Source organism: Bacteroides sp. CAG:189 (assembly GCF_000432295.1).
In the GTDB taxonomy this organism is placed as follows: Bacteria; Bacteroidota; Bacteroidia; order Bacteroidales; family Bacteroidaceae; genus Bacteroides; species Bacteroides salyersiae.
In genome coordinates, this window is the sequence record NZ_HF991018.1 from 63,803 (window position 1) to 85,792 (window position 21,990).

At 44.1% G+C, this 21,990-nt stretch carries 13 protein-coding genes and 3 pseudogenes; 12 read left to right on the plus strand and 4 right to left on the minus strand.

The genetic code is table 11. The annotated features are described in order from the left end of the window. Positions 1–84: 84 nt before the first annotated feature. Positions 85–975 carry a 1,4-dihydroxy-2-naphthoate polyprenyltransferase gene (locus tag QVP90_RS03990; RefSeq protein ID WP_005933322.1) on the plus strand — a complete coding sequence of 297 codons (891 nt, stop codon included), beginning with the start codon at positions 85–87 and terminating at the stop codon, positions 973–975. Between the two features lie 105 nt (positions 976–1,080). Here the strand turns inward: QVP90_RS03990 and rfbB are convergent, their stop codons facing one another. Then, a complete protein-coding gene (gene rfbB / locus QVP90_RS03995; RefSeq protein WP_005933323.1) occupies positions 1,081–2,214 on the minus strand; it encodes a dTDP-glucose 4,6-dehydratase in 1,134 nt (377 codons plus the stop codon). Between the two features lie 24 nt (positions 2,215–2,238). After that, positions 2,239–3,102, minus strand: a complete 864-nt coding sequence (gene rfbA, locus QVP90_RS04000) for a glucose-1-phosphate thymidylyltransferase RfbA (protein WP_007482383.1) — start codon at positions 3,100–3,102, stop codon at positions 2,239–2,241. A 388-nt stretch (positions 3,103–3,490) separates the two neighbouring features. On the opposite strand from rfbA, the gene QVP90_RS04005 reads away from it, so the two are divergent. Next, positions 3,491–3,559: a hypothetical protein gene (locus QVP90_RS04005; protein ID WP_262884500.1), complete on the plus strand. Its 69-nt coding sequence runs from the start codon at positions 3,491–3,493 to the stop codon at positions 3,557–3,559. Between the two features lie 76 nt (positions 3,560–3,635). Further along, positions 3,636–3,743 (plus strand): annotated as a pseudogene (locus QVP90_RS19845) (DUF5034 domain-containing protein); the annotation flags it as partial. A gap of 87 nt (positions 3,744–3,830) precedes the next feature. Here the strand turns inward: QVP90_RS19845 and QVP90_RS04010 are convergent. Then, positions 3,831–4,322, minus strand: coding sequence for a metallophosphoesterase family protein (locus QVP90_RS04010; RefSeq protein WP_021935714.1), 492 nt, complete (start codon positions 4,320–4,322; stop codon positions 3,831–3,833). 54 nt (positions 4,323–4,376) lie between these two features. Between QVP90_RS04010 and QVP90_RS04015 the strand changes: the two genes are divergently transcribed. Continuing rightward, positions 4,377–6,455, plus strand: coding sequence for an RNA degradosome polyphosphate kinase (locus tag QVP90_RS04015; protein ID WP_148359710.1), 2,079 nt, complete (start codon positions 4,377–4,379; stop codon positions 6,453–6,455). A gap of 65 nt (positions 6,456–6,520) precedes the next feature. Beyond that, complete coding sequence (locus tag QVP90_RS04020) at positions 6,521–8,770, plus strand: inorganic phosphate transporter (protein ID WP_264380727.1); 2,250 nt, start codon at positions 6,521–6,523, stop codon at positions 8,768–8,770. 159 nt (positions 8,771–8,929) lie between these two features. Here QVP90_RS04020 and QVP90_RS04025 read toward each other — a convergent pair whose 3' ends face one another. After that, entirely contained in the window at positions 8,930–9,328 is a 399-nt protein-coding gene (locus QVP90_RS04025; RefSeq protein ID WP_005933337.1) for a response regulator, read from the minus strand. A gap of 114 nt (positions 9,329–9,442) precedes the next feature. Here QVP90_RS04025 and QVP90_RS04030 point away from each other — a divergent pair, with 114 nt between their 5' ends. From QVP90_RS04030 to QVP90_RS04060, 7 genes and pseudogenes are all read left to right on the plus strand, one after another. Then, a complete protein-coding gene (locus QVP90_RS04030) occupies positions 9,443–11,077 on the plus strand; it encodes an ABC-F family ATP-binding cassette domain-containing protein (protein ID WP_021935716.1) in 1,635 nt (544 codons plus the stop codon). Positions 11,078–11,338: 261 nt separating this feature from the next. Then, a complete protein-coding gene (locus tag QVP90_RS04035; RefSeq protein ID WP_025819002.1) occupies positions 11,339–11,743 on the plus strand; it encodes a DUF6769 family protein in 405 nt (134 codons plus the stop codon). A gap of 119 nt (positions 11,744–11,862) precedes the next feature. Further along, a complete protein-coding gene (locus QVP90_RS04040) occupies positions 11,863–13,092 on the plus strand; it encodes an efflux RND transporter periplasmic adaptor subunit (RefSeq protein ID WP_005933345.1) in 1,230 nt (409 codons plus the stop codon). 148 nt (positions 13,093–13,240) lie between these two features. Beyond that, positions 13,241–16,358, plus strand: a pseudogene (locus QVP90_RS04045) (efflux RND transporter permease subunit). A 134-nt stretch (positions 16,359–16,492) separates the two neighbouring features. After that, a complete protein-coding gene (locus tag QVP90_RS04050) occupies positions 16,493–18,583 on the plus strand; it encodes an aceric acid hydrolase (protein WP_021935719.1) in 2,091 nt (696 codons plus the stop codon). Positions 18,584–18,924: 341 nt separating this feature from the next. Then, on the plus strand, positions 18,925–20,787 hold the full coding sequence (locus QVP90_RS04055) for a right-handed parallel beta-helix repeat-containing protein (RefSeq protein ID WP_007478650.1): 1,863 nt from the start codon (positions 18,925–18,927) through the stop codon (positions 20,785–20,787). Then, positions 20,784–21,962 (plus strand): annotated as a pseudogene (locus tag QVP90_RS04060) (alpha-L-rhamnosidase-related protein); the annotation flags it as partial. The gene QVP90_RS04055 and the pseudogene QVP90_RS04060, both read left to right, overlap by 4 nt. Positions 21,963–21,990: the final 28 nt, after the last annotated feature.

Consider the following 21,990-nt stretch of genomic DNA (forward strand, 5'->3'; position numbering starts at 1 on the left):
GCACATGCATATCGGTGCATCCGCATATTGTTTTATTCAATTTGAGAGGTGCAAAGATACTCCAAAATTCCGTACCTTTGCAACATGAAAGAAATAAAGCGAAATTCTTGGCGTGCATGGTTACTTGCCGCACGCCCTAAAACTCTGGCAGGAGCAGCTACCCCGGTACTGATAGGTGCAGCCCTTGCCTATGCCGACGGACAATTTCAATGGTTGCCTGCACTGGTTTGTTTCCTTTTTGCCGGACTGATGCAAATCGCAGCCAATTTCATCAATGACCTATTCGATTGTCTAAAAGGAACAGACCGCGAAGACCGTTTAGGACCGGAACGTGCTTGTGCACAAGGATGGATTTCACCCGGTGCCATGAAATTAGGAATTATATTCACCATTATCCCGGCATGCCTTATCGGGAGCATTTTATTGTTCTACGCCGGTTGGCAGCTAATTCTCGTCGGATTATTGTGTGTCATCTTCGCATTCTTCTACACCACAGGGCCCTACCCTCTCTCGTACAATGGGTGGGGGGATGCACTGGTGATTATCTTTTTCGGATTTGTACCTGTAGGCGGCACTTACTATGTACAAACGCTGAACTGGACACCGGATGTCACAGTAGCTTCACTGGTTTGCGGACTAATAGTAGACACATTATTAGTTATCAATAACTATCGCGACCGGGAAGCAGATGCCCAAAGCGGAAAACGTACAATCATAGTACGCTTCGGAGAACCTTTCGGCCGATATTTATATTTGGCATTAGGGATAATCGCTGCACTATTGAGCTTATATCTCACCGGAAACAGCATTCCAGGTATAATAACAGCAATTGCTTATTTCCTTCTACACCTTTCCACCTGGAACAAAATGGTAAAAATACACAGTGGCAAAAAATTAAACAGCATATTAGGAGAAACCTCTCGTAATATGCTGTTCATGGGAATATTTCTTTCACTCTCGCTCATCCTGAAATAAAGAAAAGAAAGAAGGGAAGGAAAAAGGAAGAATGGAGAGAGACTGCGCTATTACGCTGCATAGCACTTCTCCCCTCTCCATTCTCCTTTCTTCTTTTTTCCCCCTTTATTTGTACATTCTTTCATAATACTTCTGATAATCGCCACTGGTAACTTCTTCTACCCAGCTCTGATTATTCAGATACCACTCAATTGTTTTCACAATCCCTACTTCAAATTTTGTCTCAGGATACCAACCAAGTGCATCGGTTATCTTAGTAGGATCAATAGCATAACGCTGGTCATGTCCTAAACGGTCCTTTACAAAAGAAATCAGACTTTCATTAATCCAGTCGATAGCAATTTCGCCATCCGCACCTTTTTCCTGCTTTTTCAACACCTTACGATATCCCGGATTCTCCTCCAACAACCTATGAATAGTCGCAATAGTCAATTTTACAATTTCGAGGTTCGTTTTCTCATTGTGTCCACCCACATTATACACTTCACCTTCTACTCCTTGGCGTACTACCAGATCAATCGCTTTACAATGATCTTCCACATACAACCAGTCACGCACGTTGCTACCATCTCCGTAAACAGGAAGTTTCTTACCTTCAAGAATATTCTTTATAATTAATGGAATCAATTTTTCCGGGAAATGGTATGGACCGTAATTATTAGAACAACGAGTGATAGTAACCGGCATTTTATAAGTATCATGATAGGCCATTACTACCATATCCGCACTTGTTTTCGAAGCGCTGTACGGACTATGCGGACAAAGCGGGGTCGTTTCGTGGAAATACCCTTCAGCACCCAACGAGCCATACACCTCATCGGTAGATACCTGATGATAACGTACTCCTTTACGCCAGGTCGGATAACCATGTTCGTCTTTTCCCATCACCCAAGCACGCCGTGCCGCATCCAACAAATTTTGCGTACCTAATATATTAGTAATAAGAAATAACTGAGGATTTTCTATACTACGGTCAACATGGCTCTCGGCAGCAAAATTCACTACATAGTCGAACTTATACTCCGCAAAAAGGCGATCAGCCAGATCGCGGTCACAAATATCTCCTTTCACAAAGAAGCAACGCTCGTTGTCAATGTCACCGGCGATCGTTCCCAAATTTCCGGCATAAGTCAGTGAATCAAGCACTACCACACGAATATCATCATGTTTTGCTAAAATGTACTTCAAATAATTAGCACCGATAAATCCGGCAGCACCGGTTACAAGATAAGTTTTCATAATTATTTCTGTTATGTCGATTTATTATTTCGCTAAATCCAAAAGATACTTGCCATATTCCGTTTTACCGAGTTGTTCACCCAAAATTCGTAACTGGGCAGTCGTTATCCAACCATTACGCCAAGCTATCTCTTCGATGCAACTGACATAAAAGCCCTGTCTGTTCTGAATGGTAGCCACAAAATTGGAAGCTTCAAGCAAACTATCACAATTACCGGTATCCAACCAGGCAAACCCACGGCCAAAAAGTTCGACTTGCAATGTGCCTTCGTCAAGATACAATTTATTCAAATCTGTAATTTCATACTCACCACGGGCAGATGGTTTTAGTGAAGCCGCCTTCTTAGTTACATCAGCATCATAAAAATAAAGCCCCGGAACAGCATAATTACTCTTAGGCATGGCAGGTTTTTCCTCAAGAGAAATGACTTTCCCCTTAGTATCAAACTCAACTACACCATACGCCCGTGGATCTTTCACATAATATCCAAAGATACAAGCACCCTTCTGCAATGTAGCTGCCCGGCGAAGCATAGCCGAAAATCCTTGCCCGTAAAACATATTATCACCCAGAATCAAACATCCCGGTTCACCATTCAGAAAATCAGCCCCCAATACAAAAGCCTGCGCCAATCCATTCGGCCGTTCCTGTATCTTATATTGGAAAATCATCCCCAATTCTTCTCCCGTTCCCAAAAGATCACGAAACATCGGCAAATCACGGGGAGTAGAAATGATAAGCACTTCACGTATGCCGGCCAGCATTAGCGTGGAAAGCGGATAGTAAATCATCGGCTTGTCATATACCGGCATGATCTGCTTTGATATGGCTTTCGATAGCGGATAAAGACGTGTAGCACTTCCGCCAGCAAGAATAATCCCTTTCATAATGAGACAGTTACAATTTACGAATCATAAACTATAAAATACGAATATCGATATCATCAAATAGCATGAAATTCGTAGCTTATACCTTAATTAGACTACGCAAAGAACGGAAAGAATTTTGAAATGACAAAATAAAAAGACAACTGTATATGCAATATTCTGTTTTTTAGTACATTTATAAATACGAAAGCTCTATATTTGTGACTATATCGAAAATCTACAAGCATATGAAAAAACACCCTCTACTACTTTTTTTCTCTTAATCTTTCTGATTACAACATCCACGACCTGCGAGAATTACGACTACGAGGAGACTTACGTTCCATGTACCTTAACAGGAGTAGAAGTATATTCCTGGGATAATGCAGGAGCAGAGCCACAAGTTCCGATAGAACAAAAAATCAAGAAAGAGGCTTATCTACTGGAAATCCGGTTGCTTTCGAATGCCGGAACCTAACCAAAACAGGACATTACTAACAACACTTACAAGCTGAAAGACGGCATCGTCAAAATCAATATATACAAAAGAACCTCTGAACAATGACTTTCCCAAAGGAGCAGACGTAACCTCCTGTTTTGCGGATTATCCCTCCCGATTGACCGAACATCAAATAAAAGATTGTACCCTTCAAGGAGACACCATTCAATACATGAGTCCTATCAAACAAATATTCAAAGCTTTGATGATACGCAAACCGGTAATCACCGTTTCCAGTCGGCGTAGATACCTATCCTGCCAATTCCACCACCTCCAAATCTTTAAACGTACCATTATCAATCACAAAACGTACCAACGTACGCACCTTATGGAAACCGGACCTGCCTGCTGCTCCGGGATTAATATGCAGCATATCCAATGTTTTATCATACTTCACTTTCAAAATGTGCGAATGTCCACTGATAAACAACTTAGGCGGACGGGCCATCAGACTACCGATTATTGAAGGATCATATTTTCCGGGATAGCCCCCGATATGCTTTATCAACACTTCCGTACCCTCTACTGTGAAACGGTTTACCTGTGGAAACATACGGCGGATCTCCTGTCCGTCAATATTACCATAGACTGCACGAAAAGGACGGAAAGCAGCCAGTTTCTCCGCTACTTCTACCGAGCCGATATCTCCTGCATGCCATATTTCGTCACAAGACTCAAAATATTCCAAATATTTCTCATCCCACCAACCATGTGTATCCGATAATAATCCAACTTTCATCATAGTTTCTTTGTTTATATGCACAAAGGTACTTATATTTGGGAAAATCTTAACGCAATGGAAAGCAAATATCATTATTTTAAGCGAGACATAAGCTGGCTGTCATTCAATTATCGTGTATTGTTGGAAGCAAATGATGACCGGCTCCCATTATATGAACGTATAAATTTCATCTCTATCTACTCTTCCAACCTGGAAGAATTCTATAAAATACGGGTCGCCGATCACAAAGCCGTGGCTTCCGGAGTAACTCTAAGTGATGAAGAATCTGTGCAGTCGGCCAACGAGCTGGTAGAAAATATTAACCGGGAAGTGAACCGACAACTGGAAGATCGTATCCGAATTTACGAACATAAAATAATACCTGCCTTACGCAAAAATCATATCATATTTTATCAGAGCCGGAATGTAGAGCCGTTTCATCGGGATTTTATCAAAAACTTCTTTCGTGAGGAAATCTTTCCATTTTTGCAGCCTGTACCGGTATATAAGGATCGGGTAGTATCATTTCTGCGTGATAACAGACTTTATCTGGCTGTACGTCTCTTTATGCGCAATACGGAAAAATCGAATCCGGATCATGTGCAATATTTCGTAATGAAATTACCTTACAGTAAGGTACCACGTTTTATCGAACTGCCCAAATATGAAGATAACTATTACCTGATGTTTATTGAAGATATCATCAAAGCTAATATTAGTCTTATCTTTCCCGGATATGATGTGGATTGCAGTTACTGTATCAAGATATCCAGAGATGCCGATATACTGATAGACGATTCTGCCAGCAGCGCCGATCTTGTAGAGCAGTTAAAGAAAAAAGTAAAAAAACGTAAGATAGGAGCTGTCTGCCGTTTCGTATATGACCGCGCCATGCCATCTGATTTTCTGGATTTTCTGGTAGATGCCTTCCAGATAAACCGGGAAGAACTCGTTCCGGGCGACAAACACCTGAACCTTGAAGACCTCCGGCACCTGCCCAATCCTAACAAAGGATTGAAGCCGTTGGAAAAGCCCAAACCCATGAAATTGAATTGCCTGGACGAAAAGGAATCCATATTCAATTATGTACAGAAAAAGGATCTGCTGTTATACTATCCTTATCATTCGTTCGAACATTTCATACATTTTTTATATGAAGCCGTACATGATCCGCAAACACGGGAAATCATGGTAACCCAATATAGAGTGGCGGAAAACTCCGCCGTTATCAATACGCTGATAGCCGCCGCACAAAACGGAAAAAAGGTAACCGTATTCGTAGAACTCAAAGCCCGCTTCGATGAAGAGAATAATCTTGCCACAGCAGAGATGATGAAATCTGCCGGAATTAAAATTATCTACAGCCTACCGGGATTAAAAGTACATGCCAAAGTAGCACTCGTCCGTAGAAAAAGTATAAATGAAGATAACAAAATTTGTGACTATGCCTATATCGGTACCGGTAATTTCAACGAAAAGACGGCTACCCTTTATGCAGACTGTGGCCTGTTTACCTGTAACCCCAAAATAACCAAAGACCTGCATACCCTTTTTCAAACATTGCAAGGAAAAGAGAACTCAAAATTCAGTACTCTGCTCGTTGCCCGTTTCAACCTGATACCCGAACTAAATCGTCTTATCGACCATGAAATAGAACTGGCAGAAAAAGGAAAAGGAGGAAGGATCATACTAAAAATGAATGGTTTGCAAGATCCTTCCATGATAGACCGCTTGTATGAAGCTTCTCAACGGGGAGTGCAAATAGATCTGATTGTCAGAGGTATCTGTTGCCTGATTCCGGGACAGACATACAGTCGTAATATCCGTGTCACCCGTATTGTAGATACATTCTTAGAACACGCCCGTGTATGGTATTTCGGTAATGGCGGTAACCCGAAGGTGTATTCCGGTTCACCGGACTGGATGCGCCGCAACCTCTACCGGAGGATCGAAGCGGTCGTGCCCATATTAGACCCGGACCTACGCGAAGAAATGATCGATATGCTCAACATACAACTTTCCGACAACCGAAAAGCCTGTTTTGTAGATGACCGGCTTCAGAACGTATTCAAAGGAAAAACAAGAGGGGAAGGAATCCGTGCACAATATACTTTCTATAACTACTTAAAGAAGAAAAATGAAATATCTTTGTAACATGTATGACATTTCACTGCAATACGAAAAACCGTCCTTTGCAGCCAGAAACAGAATACATTTTTATGGAGACAATTTACCTTTGTATCGTTATCTTCTTATTTGTGCTCGCAGTATTCGACCTCATGGTCGGAGTAAGTAACGATGCCGTTAACTTTTTAAATTCCGCTATCGGAGCGAAAGCGGCTTCTTTCAAGACAGTACTATTTATTGCCGGTATCGGTGTGTTCATCGGCGCTTCGCTATCCAATGGCATGATGGACATCGCACGGCACGGTATTTACCAACCGGAGCATTTCTACTTTGCCGAAATCATGTGTATATTGCTTGCCGTAATGCTGACGGACGTTGTACTGCTCGATGTTTTTAACTCAATGGGTATGCCTACCTCTACCACCGTTTCAATGGTGTTCGAATTATTGGGAGGAACATTTGCCTTAGCACTTATCAAGGTACACAACAGTGACACATTGGGATTAGGCGACCTTATCAACACAGACAAAGCGCTTTCTGTTATCATGGCCATCTTTGTCTCCGTTGCCATAGCCTTCTTCTTCGGTATGCTGGTGCAATGGATTGCACGTATTGTATTTACCTTTAATTATAAGAAAAAGATGAAGTATAGCATCGGACTGTTCGGCGGCATCGCTGCTACGGCCATTATTTACTTCATGCTCATTAAAGGACTGAAAGACAGTTCATTCATGACATCCGAAAACAAGCAATGGATACAAGACAATACGATGATGCTGATAGGATGCTTTTTCGTGTTCTTCACTTTATTAATGCAAATACTCCACTGGCTGAAAGTAAATGTGTTCAAAGTAATCGTACTATTAGGAACCTTTGCTTTAGCACTGGCTTTTGCCGGAAATGACCTTGTCAATTTCATTGGTGTTCCCCTCGCCGGATATTCCTCTTTCATCGATTACACAACTAATGGCACTACAGCCGGTCCGGACGGTTTCCTCATGACTTCATTGCTTGGCCCAGCCAAAACTCCCTGGTATTTTCTGATAGGGGCCGGCATTATCATGGTGTACGCACTTTGTACTTCGAAAAAGGCCCACAATGTAATTAAAACCTCAGTCGACCTTTCCCGTCAGGACGAAGGTGAAGAGAGTTTCGGAAGTACGCCAATCGCACGCACACTGGTACGTATTAGTATGAATATAGCAAACGGTGTAACCGGAATTGTTCCGGAAAACGCAAAGAAATGGATCAATACCCGTTTCCGAAAAGATGAAGCAATCATAGCCGATGGCGCTGCTTTCGACCTTGTACGGGCATCGGTCAATTTGGTTTTAGCCGGATTGCTTATCGCATTGGGAACTTCATTAAAACTGCCACTCTCTACCACATACGTTACTTTCATGGTAGCAATGGGTAGCTCATTGGCCGACCGTGCCTGGGGACGTGACTCTGCCGTTTACCGTATCACCGGTGTATTAAGTGTTATCGGCGGTTGGTTCCTTACTGCCGGTGCAGCTTTCACCATATGTTTCTTTGTCGCAATGATCATCCATTTCGGCGGTACAATATCAATCATCGCCCTTATCGGATTGGCAGCATTTTCACTTATCCGCAGCCAGATCATTTACAAAAAGAAAAAGGAAAAGGAGAAAGGCAACGAGACTTTAAAACAACTGATGAAAACTACAGACAGCAATGAAGCATTGCAGTTAATGCGGCAACATACCCGCGAAGAGTTAAGCAAAGTTTTGGAATACGCTGAAAATAATTTCGAACTGACCGTAACCTCTTTCCTACACGAAAATCTACGTGGATTACGCCGCGCTATGGGTTCTACCAAATTCGAAAAGCAACTGATCAAACAGATGAAACGGACGGGAACCGTAGCAATGTGTAAACTGGATAACAATACCGTACTCGAAAAAGGACTCTACTACTATCAGGGAAATGACTTCGCCAGTGAACTGGTATATAGCATAGCCCGTCTGTGCGAACCCTGTTTGGAGCATATCGACAATAATTTCAATCCGTTGGATGCCATCCAAAAAGGAGAATTCGGAGATGTAGCCGAAGATATAACTTATTTAATACAACAATGCCGGAAAAAACTGGAAAATAACGATTATACTCACTTTGAAGAGGATATACGCCGTGCAAACGACCTCAATGCCCAACTTTCACATTTGAAACGCGAAGAACTGCAACGTATTCAGAGCCAGACAGGCAGCGTAAGAGTGAGCATGGTATATCTCACAATGGTGCAGGAAGCACAAAACGTTGTAACCTATACCATCAATCTGATGAAAGTAAGTCGTAAGTTTCAGTTGGAAACAGATGTATAACAGTAATCAATCTGTATAAATAAAAACTTACGAGCTGCCAAAGTATCTTAAAGTAATTCTTTGGGTGCTCGTAAGTTTTTTATATAATACTTTGGCAGCTCGTAAGTTTATAATAGTTTGTGACCCGTCTTAACCCACTGTCATTTTCCTATCACAACTTTACCACTTCAATTGTGGAAAATAATTAGTAAGGCAATTTCTCAAAATGCTCAGAGTAATCGGTTTAACCAACACCTCTGTCGCCCCACACTTCATTGCATTCTCCTTATCTGTGCTAAAAGCATAAGCAGTCTGCATGATAATAGGTATATTCTGATTCTCTTTACGGATAATCACTGTTGCATCCAATCCCGTCATAACCGGCATTTTAATATCCATAAGGATGGCTGCCGCCCTATCACGGTTCTCACGAAAAAGATTCACTATTTCTTCTCCGTTCTTGGCCCATAAGATATCACATTTCTTTCCTATGATAGCCTTAATCAATTTGAAATTACTGTCATCATCTTCCGCAACAAGAATGAGCGGACGAAATTCAGTTGTTGATTCGTTTTCCATTATAATGATTGTTATATTCGCGCGTTTACGTGCATATCTAAACCTTTCAGCGCGCAAGTTATGAAAAAAAATAATATAAATGATTATCTTTGCACCTCATTTTAACGAACATATATGATTTCAGTAGACGGACTTGCCGTAGAATTCGGCGGAACCACCTTATTTAGTGATATTTCTTTTGTAATTAACGAAAAGGATCGCATCGCCCTGATGGGGAAAAACGGAGCGGGTAAAAGTACATTACTCAAAATATTGGCGGGAGTCCGTCAACCTACCCGTGGAAAAATAGCCGCACCCAAAGAGTGCGTTATTGCCTATCTCCCCCAACACCTGATGACAGAAGACGGACGCACCGTATTTGAAGAGACAGCTCAGGCATTTGCCCATCTGCATGAAATGGAGGCCGAGATAGAACGGCTGAACAAAGAGTTGGAAACCCGCACAGACTATGAAAGCGACAGTTATATGGAACTTATCGAAAAAGTCTCGTCACTAAGCGAGAAATTTTATTCGATCGATTCGACCAACTATGAAGAAGACGTGGAAAAAGCCTTGTTAGGACTTGGCTTTATGCGCGAAGACTTCAATCGCCAAACCAGTGATTTCAGTGGTGGCTGGCGTATGCGTATCGAATTAGCCAAACTATTGCTACAAAAACCGGATGTCTTGTTGCTGGACGAGCCAACCAATCACTTGGACATAGAATCTATCCAATGGTTGGAAGATTTCCTTATCAATAACGGTAAAGCGGTAATCGTTATCAGTCACGACCGTAAATTTGTTGATAATATCACCACCCGTACCATCGAGGTGACTATGGGGCGTATCTATGACTATAAGGTGAATTACTCACAATACCTGCAACTGCGCCAGGAGCGCCGCATACAGCAACAGAAAGCATATGACGAACAACAGAAATTCATTGCAGAGACCAAAGAGTTTATTGAACGTTTCAAAGGTACCTACTCCAAAACACTACAAGTACAAAGCCGTGTGAAAATGCTGGAGAAACTGGTACTGTTGGAAGTAGACGAAGAAGATACCTCCGCATTGCGGTTGAAATTCCCACCTTCTCCCCGATCGGGTAATTATCCGGTCATTATGGATAATGTAGGCAAAACCTATGGTGACAAAGTAGTATTCAAAAATGCTTCCCTCACCATCGAACGGGGAGACAAAGTAGCTTTTGTCGGTAAAAACGGCGAAGGTAAATCTACTTTGGTGAAATGCATCATGAATGAGATAGACCATGAAGGTACATTAACCTTAGGACATAATGTACAGATCGGCTATTTCGCCCAAAACCAGGCATCTCTGTTAGATGAAAACCTGACGGTTTTTCAAACAATCGACGATGTGGCAAAAGGGGAAATACGTAACAAGATACGCGACTTATTGGGAGCTTTCATGTTTGGCGGGCCGGAAGAATCGATGAAGAAAGTAAAAGTATTATCGGGAGGGGAACGTACCCGTCTGGCAATGATCAAGCTGCTGCTTGAACCGGTAAACCTCCTTATTCTGGATGAGCCTACCAATCACCTCGATCTTAAAACAAAAGATATTCTGAAACAGGCCCTGATCGATTTCGACGGCACATTGATTGTGGTATCCCACGACCGTGACTTCTTGGACGGCCTGGTTACCAAAGTTTACGAATTCGGAAACAAGAAGGTGAAAGAACATTTGTGCGGCATCTACGAATTCCTGGAGAAAAAGAAAATGGACTCGTTACAGGAACTGGAAAAATAGGATCTATACACAACTGATACAATAAAATAGATTTAGACAACAATCGGTATCGGAGTCCTTTTGTCTACGGTACCGATAAACGCTCCTCCCGGCTCCGAAGAACAACATTCCCGGCCTCGGAGAGCAACATTCCCAACCCCGAAGAGGAAGATTTCCAGCTCCGGGGAACAATACCGGGAGCTGTTTTTCAATATTTTAAGTACTACAATTTGTTAATAGGCCAAGTAAGCCGTATATTTGCCCCGCAATAAAGAATTACAATTGAAGAATAAAAGGTACATACTCTATTTTTTACTCGTTATCAGCATGATTATGCTGGCAGTACCTGTTATTCCCCATCATCATCATGCCGATGGCATGATTTGCATGAAACATGATGTTACGCCCGAAGCCCAGTGTCCTGCACACAATCATCATCACGAGAATGACTCTTGTTGCAGCAATGAATGCTTGGCACGTTTTTCATCCCCCGTACCTAATGTACAAACCGACTTAGGCCCGCAGCATGTATTTATTGCCATTCTTTTCACCGATTTCATCATTGAAAACCTACTCCGGCCTCAGGAAAGGCAACTCACCAATGAGTATGTCTACCGAGAGTCTCTACACGGCACGAACATTACCCGTGCCTTTGCGCTTCGCGCCCCTCCGTATGTATTCGCCTGATTAGACAATGTAGTTATTACGTTGTTTGCAAATCAGTTGCACCTGCAAGTCTCTACTTTTGCAGGGTGAATTGTGACGAATTTACAAAAGAAAATCATTAAGAATGTATTTATATCATCATGAAGAAACTTATCTTTATGGGAGTACTGGGATTGTTTATCTTAGGCTCCTGCAACAACAAAGCGGGTCATAACCATGAAGGCCATAATCATGGTACAGAAGCCCATGACCACGAACACGAAGGACACGATCACGAACAGGAAATCCACAACACAAAAGAAGAATGCCAAGACCATGACCATGGTGAAGAGGCAAGTTCCGGACATAGCGACGAAATCATCCTGCCCAAAGCAAAAGCGGATGCAGCCGGTGTAAAAGTCAGTGTGATTGAACCGGGAACTTTTGAACAAGTGATAAAAACCAGTGGACAAATACTTGCCGCACAGGGAGATGAAAGCGTAGCCGTAGCCACTGTGGCGGGTGTGATCAGCTTTCATGGGAAAGTAACCGAAGGAATGAGCACGAACAAAGGTGCTACATTGCTCACTATCTCTTCCAGCAATATAGCTGACGGTGATCCGGTACAGCGCGCCCGCGTTGCCTACGAAATTTCAAAAAAGGAATACGAACGTATGAAAGCTCTGGTTAAAAACCAGATTGTATCCGATAAAGAATTTTCACAGGCCGAACAAAATTATGAAAATGCCCGTATCAGTTACGAAGCACTTGCCAAAGGAGATACCAAAGGCGGACAAGCTATTTCTTCTCCTATCAGCGGATATGTAAAAAATATCCTGGTAAAAGAAGGAGATTATGTAACAATCGGACAACCATTGGTAAGCGTTACACAAAACCGCCGTCTCTTCCTGCGGGCAGAGGTTTCAGAAAAATATTATCCCTATCTGCGCACCATAGGGTCGGCTAACTTCAAAACACCCTACGATAATAAAGTATATGAACTGAAAGACCTCAACGGAAGACTGCTTTCGTTCGGAAAATCTGCCGGAGACAATTCATTTTATGTTCCGGTAACTTTTGAATTTGACAATAAAGGAGATATTATCCCCGGCTCGTTTGTAGAGGCCTATCTGCTGTCCACACGGATGGAGAACGTTATTTCACTTCCACGTACCGCACTGACAGAGGAACAGGGCTTATTCTTCGTATACCTTCAATTGGATGAAGAGGGATACAAAAAACAGGAAGTCACCTTAGGAGCCGACAACGGTAAAAGCGTACAGATACTTACAGGTGTAAAAGCCGGTGATGCGGTAGTAACCGACGGGGCTTACCAAGTCAAACTGGCTTCGGCAAGCAATGCGATACCGGCACATAGCCATGAACACTAAGGAGATTTACGAATCGACGATTTACGGTTTACAATCTGGCTGCGCAATAAGAACAGCCGGCAATAGGAGATGGTGGATTGTCAAATAGTAGATTCTGCGATGCATGGCAAATAATAAATAGAAAATCGTCAAAATAGCAAATAAGTTCATGTTAAACAAGATTATACATTTCTCTCTTCAGAACCGTATCCTGGTGCTCGTGGCATCGGTGCTGTTACTGATAGGCGGTACATATACCGCCGCACACACAGAAGTGGTAGGGCGTAACAATGCCCGCCGTACATACAGAAGTGGACGTATTTCCCGATCTCAACGCACCGACGGTAGTAATCATGACCGAAGCCAACGGTATGGCGGCTGAGGAAGTGGAACAACTCGTCACTTTTCCGGTAGAAACATCCGTGAACGGTGCAACGGGAGTACGACGCGTACGCTCCTCCTCTACCAATGGGTTCTCTGTGGTTTGGGTAGAATTCGACTGGGGAACGGATATTTATCTGGCCCGGCAGATTGTCAGTGAGAAACTGGCAGTAGTCAACGAATCTCTGCCCGCTAACGTCGGCAAGCCGACACTCGGCCCGCAATCTTCCATTTTGGGAGAGATGCTGATCATAGGCCTTACAGCCGATTCTACCTCCATGCTCGACCTGCGTACAATTGCCGACTGGACCATCCGTCCGCGTCTGCTGTCCACAGGAGGAGTAGCACAGGTAGCCGTACTCGGTGGCGAACTAAAAGAATATCAGATACAACTCGATCCGGAACGGATGCGCCATTACGGTGTGTCGATGGGGGAAGCCATGTCGGCCACACGAGATATGAACCTCAACGCCAACGGTGGCGTGCTTTATGAATACGGCAACGAATACATCGTACGCGGCGTGCTCTCTACGGATAAAGCAGACCAATTGGGAAAAGCCGTAGTAAAAAGTATCAATGGTGTGCCTGTGTTACTCGAAGATATTGCCGATGTAGCTATCGGTCCCAAAGCTCCGAAGTTAGGTACCGCCTCGGAACGAGGAAAACCGGCCGTATTACTGACCGTTACCAAGCAACCGGCTACCAGTACGCTGGAACTGACCGACAAGTTAGAAGCTTCCTTAAAAGATTTGCAGAAGAATCTGCCGGCAGATGTAAAGGTGTCTACGGATATTTTCCGCCAAAGTCGTTTCATTGAAAGCTCTATCGGTAATGTGAAAAAGTCGCTGTTCGAAGGCGGTATTTTCGTTGTTATCGTTCTCTTCCTGTTTCTGGCCAATGTGCGTACTACCGTCATTTCACTGGTAACACTCCCCATCTCGCTCATCGTCTCCATTCTTACCCTGCATTACATGGGGATGACTATCAACACCATGAGTTTAGGAGGTATGGCAATCGCCATCGGCTCGCTGGTGGACGATGCGATCGTAGACGTGGAAAACGTGTACAAACGGTTGCGGGAGAACCGGATGAAACCGAAAGAAGAACAATTATCGGTACTCGATGTCGTTTTCAACGCTTCGAAAGAGGTGCGTATGCCTATCTTGAATTCCACGCTGATCATCGTGGTCAGTTTCGTGCCGCTATTCTTCCTTACAGGTATGGAAGGACGTATGCTGGTACCGTTGGGTATCGCTTTCATCGTGGCACTATTCGCTTCTACGGTAGTGGCATTAACACTGACACCGGTACTCTGCTCTTATCTGTTGGGACGGAACAAAAGCGACAAGCTCCCCAAAGAAGCATTTGTTGCACGTTGGCTGAAAGGAGTCTATGAGAAGGCATTAGTATGGGTGTTGAATCATAAGCGGATTACGTTGGGTAGCACCATTGCGCTGTTCATCATTGCTTTAGGATGCTTCTTTACATTGGGACGCTCCTTCCTGCCACCGTTCAACGAGGGTTCGTTCACCATCAACATCTCCTCACTTCCGGGTATCTCTCTGGAAGAGAGCGACAAGATGGGGCACCGTGCAGAAATGCTCCTGCTAAGTATTCCCGAGATACAAACCGTGGCCCGGAAAACAGGACGCGCCGAGCTCGACGAACATGCCTTAGGAGTGAATACTTCGGAGATCGAAGCACCATTCGAACTGAAAGACCGCTCACGCAGCGAACTTGTGGCCGATGTGCGCGAAAAGCTCGGTACCATCACCGGAGCCAATATCGAAATCGGCCAGCCCATCAGCCACCGCATCGATGCCATGCTATCCGGAACAAAAGCTAACATCGCTATCAAGCTGTTCGGTGATGATCTGAATAAAATGTTTTCTTTAGGTAATGAAATTAAAAGCGCCATCGAAGGCATTCCGGGAATTGCCGATCTGAATGTGGAGCAACAGATAGAACGCCCGCAGCTGAAAATCACTCCGAAACGCGAAATGCTTGCCAAATACGGCATCACGTTGCCCGAATTCTCGGAATATATCAATGTAGCATTGGCCGGAGAGGTGATTTCACAAGTCTATGAGAAAGGGAAAGCATTCGACCTGATCATCAAAGTGAAAAATAACTTCCGCGACGAAGCGGAAAAGATACGCAATCTGATGGTGGATACATCGGACGGCAAGAAAGTTCCTCTAAGCTACGTAGCCGATGTGGTATCGGCAATGGGGCCGAATACGATCAACCGGGAAAACGTAAAACGTAAAATTGTAATCTCTGCCAACGTAGCAGATCGTGACCTGCGCAGTGTGGTAAACGATATACAAAACAAGATAGACAGTTCGGTGCAACTTCCCGAAGGATATCATATCGAATATGGCGGGCAGTTTGAAAGCGAACAGGCTGCAAGCCGCACATTGGCACTGACCTCTTTTATGAGCATCGTTGTCATCTTCCTGCTGTTGTATCATGAATTCCGGAGTGTGAAAGAGTCTGCCGTAATTCTTATCAACCTGCCTTTGGCTTTGATCGGCGGTGTATTCGCCCTGCTCATCACGACAGGCGAAGTCAGCATACCGGCCATCATCGGATTTATTTCACTTTTCGGTATTGCCACCCGTAACGGCATGTTACTCATCAGCCATTACAACCATCTGCAACAGGAAGAGGGAATGGGAGTATATGACAGCGTTATTCATGGTTCGCTCGACCGTCTGAATCCGATTCTGATGACGGCACTTTCCAGTGCATTGGCATTGATACCATTGGCACTGAGCGGCGACCTGCCGGGTAACGAAATACAAAGCCCGATGGCCAAAGTAATCCTCGGAGGTCTTTTAACATCGACTTTCCTGAACGGATTTATCATCCCTATTGTTTATCTGATGATGAAGAAAAAATAATAAAAAGCCTCTCCCCAACCCTCTCCGCAGGAGAGGGAGCAGGGAAATACTCTTGTTTATTAGTTGGTTACAAAACTAACTAAACTCCCTCTCCCACGGAGAGGGTTGGGGAGAGGCTTCTAAACTTTATAGATATGAATACGAAGATTTTAAGGGGAACATTGCTTTGTGCTTGCGTACTGACAACTGGTGCTTTCGCTCAAAGCTCCGGTTTGATAGACATGAGCGAAAGTAAATATGCAAGTATTACCAATGTCCCTCTCGATGCGACGAAATGGACAGACGGTTTTTGGAAAGAACGTTTCGGGGTGTTTAGCCATACGAGTCTGCAAAGTATGTGGAATACATGGAATAATCCGGATGTAAGTCATGGCTTTCGTAATTTTGAGATAGCTGCCGGAACATGCGAAGGTGAGCATTGGGGACCACCTTTTCACGATGGCGATTTGTATAAATGGCTGGAAGGGGTAGCTGCCATATATGCCGTCAATAAAGATCCGGAATTGGACAAGCTGATGGATCATGTGATCGGAACCATTGTGAAAGCACAACGTGCTGATGGGTATATCCATACTCCGGTGATTATCGAAGAACGGAACAAGGGAATCGATTCGCATTCGGAGGCGCATCGGCAGGCGGTGATCGGTACGAAAGTAGGAGATGAAGATGAGAAAGGGGCTTTTGCCAACCGTCTGAATTTCGAGACATATAATTTGGGACATCTGATGATGGCGGGAATCGTTCACTACCGTGCTACCGGAAAACGTACATTGTTTGATGCTGCCGTTAAAGCGACCGATTTCCTTTGCCATTTTTATGAAACGGCTTCGGCTGAATTGGCACGTAATGCTATTTGCCCTTCTCATTATATGGGTGTAGTGGAAATGTATCGTGCAACGAAAAATCCCCGGTATCTGGAGCTTTCCCGGAATTTGATAAATATTCGCGGCATGGTTGAAAACGGGACGGATGACAATCAGGACCGTATTCCTTTTCGTGCCCAGAAGCAGGCAATGGGGCATGCCGTCCGTGCCAATTATCTGTATGCGGGCGTTGCCGATGTATATGCGGAGACAGGCGAGAAGCTCTTGATGGAGAATCTCGAAAGTATCTGGAAGGACATTACTTCCCGTAAAATGTATATCACCGGTGCATGTGGGGCCCTTTATGACGGGACCTCACCGGATGGCACTTGTTATGAGCCGGATAGCATACAGAAAGTACATCAAAGTTATGGCCGTCCCTACCAACTACCCAACAGTACGGCACACAATGAAACTTGCGCAAATATAGGTAATCTGCTTTTCAATTGGCGTATGTTTCAGACCAGTGGTAATGCCCGATATGTCGATATTGTAGAAAACTGCCTTTACAACAGCATATTGAGTGGTATCAGCTTGGATGGAAAACGTTATTTCTATACCAATCCGTTACGGATCAGTGCCGATCTGCCTTATACTCTTCGCTGGCCGAAGCAACGGACGGAATATATCAGTTGTTTTTGCTGTCCTCCCAATACGCTCCGTACCTTGTGTGAAGTTCAGAATTATGTTTATACGCTGAGCGATGAGGGCGTTTGGTGCAATCTGTATGGTGGCAGCGAACTCGATACCGAATGGATGGGAAATCATATTCAATTATTACAAGAGACAGATTATCCTTGGGATGGTGCAGTTAGTATTACGCTGAAAGAGGTGCCGGAGAAGAAATCGTTGTCTCTCTTTTTACGTGTGCCGGAATGGTGTACGAAAGCTACGTTAGCAGTGAATGATGTTCCTGTTACAACCGATTTGAAAGCCGGTACGTATGCCGAAATAAAACGTATTTGGAAGAAGGGAGACCGGGTAGCGTTTGTGATGGGTATGGAACCGGTTTTATTGGAATCGCATCCATTGGTGGAGGAAACGCGCAATCAAGTGGCTGTCAAACGTGGCCCTGTGGTATATTGTCTTGAAAGTATGGATGTCGAAGCCGGAAAAAGGATCGATGATATTCTGATTCCTGCCGATATAAAGTTTTCTCCTGTCAAAACGGAAATTGCGGGAAGCCGGGTTACTGTGCTCGACGGTATCGCTCATTCTGTAGACAGTGATTCATGGGAAGGTAAACTATATCGCAAGGTGGCGGAGAACGGTGATCGGATTCCTATCCGCTTGATTCCCTATTATGCCTGGGGCAATCGGGGAGAAAGTGAAATGACTGTCTGGATGCTTTTAGAGCGATAAACCCCTCCTTCTATATGGATGATATTTAAGCCGGAGTACTTGGTATTCCGGCTGTATATACTATGAAATTACCACATATTATACTGCAAAACTATTGCAAGTACGGCATAGCGTTGCCGTAAGCACGGTGCATACCTGTTGCAAGGACGGTGCATACTTGCTGTAGGGACGGTGCATACTTGTCGTAAGCACGGTTCATACTTGTCGTAAACACGGTGTTTACCTGCTGTATGCATTGTATCGGGTTTGGTTCATTGGCTAACTTATCGAATCGTTTCGTAAAAGTGATTACAAAATCGGTCTTTTTTCGTCTTCTTTTTATAACAATGAACTCTAAAAATATGAAATATCAATTGTCTATTTGCATTGGAATTCTTTTGGGGCTTTTTTCTTCCTTATCCTCTGCATTTGCCGGAGAGATATGGGTGTCTCCTCATGGAAACGATCTTAATACGGGAACTCGGCAAGCTCCGGTATTGACCCTGACTCAAGCACTGAAACAGGCGCGTGAATGGCGCCGCTTGTCCGATCCGGCTATAGCCGATGGTATCCATATCTGTCTGGAAAATGGAGCATATCCTTTGTCAGAGCCGATTTTTCTTCGTCCGGAAGACAGCGGTACGGCCGATTCGCCTACTATTATTCGAGGAATGGGAGAGGAGGCTTCCGTGTTACATGGTGGCATGTCTATCACCCGTTGGAAAAAGCAAGGTAAACTATGGGTAGCCGATGTTCCTGAGTTTAATGGGTATCCTTTGGATTTTCGGCAGCTTTGGGTAAACGGTAAGAAAGCAATCCGGGCACGTGATGTTTCTGATTTTGAAAAGATGTATCGTATCTTAAGTAATGATCCTGTCAATGAAATTCTTTGGGTTCCTACGGCTGCGGTGAAAAAGATACTGAAGGCTCCCCGTCCGGAGATGGTATTGCATGAGATGTGGTGTGTAGCCTATCTGCGTATAAAGTCGATTGAAGTACACGGAGATTCGGCTGCGGTTCGTTTTCACCAACCGGAGAGCCGTATCCAGTTTGCTCACCCGTGGCCGCGTCCTATGGTCACTACGGACGGACACAACTCGGCATTTTATCTGACCAATGCAAAAGAACTTTTAGACGAACCGGGAGAATGGTTTCATGATATTTATTCCCGTAAGGTATATTATTATCCACGTTCCGGTGAAGATATGAGCCGGGCGGAAGTAATTGTTCCTGCATTGGAGACTCTGGTCCGGGTAGAAGGTACACTCGACCGGCCGGTGGAGAATATCCGCTTTGATAATCTTACTTTCGGATATACCACTTGGATGCGTCCTTCCCTTAAGGGACACGTCCCTTTGCAGGCCGGCATGTATCTGACGGATGCTTATAAACTCCGGCCTCAGATGATCCGCGATTACCGGAACCATAAATTGGATAATCAAGGGTGGTTGGGACGTCCTGCTGCCGCAGTACAGATCCATGCAGGGCACTTCATCGATTTCTTGGATTGCTCTTTTGAACATCTCGGTTCAACAGCTTTGGATTATAAGATGGGAACGTACGGCGGAAAAGTAGAAGGATGTCTTTTTCGCGATATTGCAGGAAACGGATTAGTAGCCGGTAGCTTCTCTCCCGCCGGACATGAGACGCACTATCCTTATGATCCTGCCGACCGTCGTGAACTTTGTACCCATTTGCAGGTCATGAACAACTATTTTACCGATGTCACTAACGAAGATTGGGGATGTCTGGCTATCTGTGCCGGCTATGTGGCTGATATTAATATCGAGCACAATGAAATTTGTGAAGTTTCTTATTCGGGCATCAGTCTGGGATGGGGATGGACGCAAACTGTGAATTGTATGCGTAACAATCGGGTACATGCCAACTTGATTCATCATTATGCCAAACACATGTATGATGTTGCCGGTATCTATACGTTGGGGGCACAGCCCAAAAGTTACCTGACGGAAAACTGTGTTCACAGTATTTATTCACCCGGTTATGCACACGATCCGAATCATTGGTTTTATCTGTATACAGACGAAGGTTCTTCTTTTATTACAGTAAAAGACAACTGGACAGAGAGCGAAAAGTTTCTGCAGAACGCCAACGGTCCCGGTAATGTGTGGGAGAATAACGGTCCGATGGTGTCTGACAGCATCCGGAGAAATGCCGGCCTGACTGAAAAATATAAATACTTAATAAAAAAAGCCGACCGATGAAAAAGATAATAAGTTTTGTGGGGATTGCGTTCTATGTTGCTGTATTGCAGGCACAGACTTGGATATGGTATCCCGGCGATTATGAAATATGGCTGGGTAACCGGATGAACAACCGCCGGACGGAGAGAGGAGCTTTTTTCCCGCCTTTCTGGAAGACAGACAGTCATTATGTGGTGATCGAGTTTAGCAAGCAGGTGGATTTGGAACGTGCTGAAAACATATTCATTACGGCTGAAGGAAAATACAATGTGAAACTGGATGGCAAACTACAGTTCGGTATGCCGTCCACTTTGACACTTCCGGCCGGAAAACACAACCTGAATATCAAAGTCTGGAATCAGGCAACTCCTCCCGCCATTTATGTCGAAGGAAAGACTATTCATTCCGATTCTTCCTGGAAAGTTACTTATGAGGATAAAGAGTGGATTGACGAGAGTGGAAAAGCCAGTGATACTTCGGCCACTGTTTACATGAATGCCGGATACTGGAACTTTGACCGGGCCGATCAGCGTCCTTCTCAGTTTATGCTGTGTCGGGAACCGTTGCAGGCCGTTTCCCGTGAAAAGAGTTCAAAAGGGGAACTGCTCGATTTCGGGAAAGAAACCTTTGGCTATATAACGTTTAAGAATCTTTCCGGAAAGGGGAGTTTAAGCCTTTATTATGGTGAAAGTAAAGAGGAGGCGCTGGATACGGCGTATTGCGAAACGCTTGACAGAATCCAACTCCGGGCGGGCAAAGTAATTGATTTGGCTACTAACGAAATTTCCGCTGCAGGAGATTTCTGTTTGGGTAATTCCAAAGCGTTCCGCTATGTATATATAGAGAAAGAACCGGACGTACAATTCGATAATGTGGGAATGGAATACGAATATCTTCCCGTTGAATATCGCGGGGCTTTCCGTTGCAACGATGAAGAAGTCAACCGTATCTGGGAGGTAGGTGCGTACACAATGCATCTCACTACCCGTGAATTCTTTATCGACGGCATTAAGCGTGATCGCTGGGTATGGAGCGGGGATGCGATTCAGAGCTATTTGATGAATTATTACCTGTTTTTCGACAGCGATGCAGTGAAACGTACTATTTGGTTACTGCGCGGAAAAGATCCGGTGACCAGCCATTCCAATACCATCATGGATTATACTTTTTATTGGTTTCTGAGTATTTATCATTATCCTTAATTCCGCAACACTTTGATTTAAC

What these genes read in the sequence shown, in the direction of transcription:
- QVP90_RS03990 (WP_005933322.1), top strand. Translation starts at nt 85, where the DNA reads ATGAAAGAAATAAAGCGAAATTCTTGGCGTGCATGGTTACTTGCCGCA.
- rfbB (WP_005933323.1), bottom strand. Translation starts at nt 2,214, where the DNA reads ATGAAAACTTATCTTGTAACCGGTGCTGCCGGATTTATCGGTGCTAAT.
- rfbA (WP_007482383.1), bottom strand. Translation starts at nt 3,102, where the DNA reads ATGAAAGGGATTATTCTTGCTGGCGGAAGTGCTACACGTCTTTATCCG.
- QVP90_RS04010 (WP_021935714.1), bottom strand. Translation starts at nt 4,322, where the DNA reads ATGATGAAAGTTGGATTATTATCGGATACACATGGTTGGTGGGATGAG.
- QVP90_RS04015 (WP_148359710.1), top strand. Translation starts at nt 4,377, where the DNA reads ATGGAAAGCAAATATCATTATTTTAAGCGAGACATAAGCTGGCTGTCA.
- QVP90_RS04020 (WP_264380727.1), top strand. Translation starts at nt 6,521, where the DNA reads ATGGAGACAATTTACCTTTGTATCGTTATCTTCTTATTTGTGCTCGCA.
- QVP90_RS04025 (WP_005933337.1), bottom strand. Translation starts at nt 9,328, where the DNA reads ATGGAAAACGAATCAACAACTGAATTTCGTCCGCTCATTCTTGTTGCG.
- QVP90_RS04030 (WP_021935716.1), top strand. Translation starts at nt 9,443, where the DNA reads ATGATTTCAGTAGACGGACTTGCCGTAGAATTCGGCGGAACCACCTTA.
- QVP90_RS04040 (WP_005933345.1), top strand. Translation starts at nt 11,863, where the DNA reads ATGAAGAAACTTATCTTTATGGGAGTACTGGGATTGTTTATCTTAGGC.
- QVP90_RS04050 (WP_021935719.1), top strand. Translation starts at nt 16,493, where the DNA reads ATGAATACGAAGATTTTAAGGGGAACATTGCTTTGTGCTTGCGTACTG.
- QVP90_RS04055 (WP_007478650.1), top strand. Translation starts at nt 18,925, where the DNA reads ATGAAATATCAATTGTCTATTTGCATTGGAATTCTTTTGGGGCTTTTT.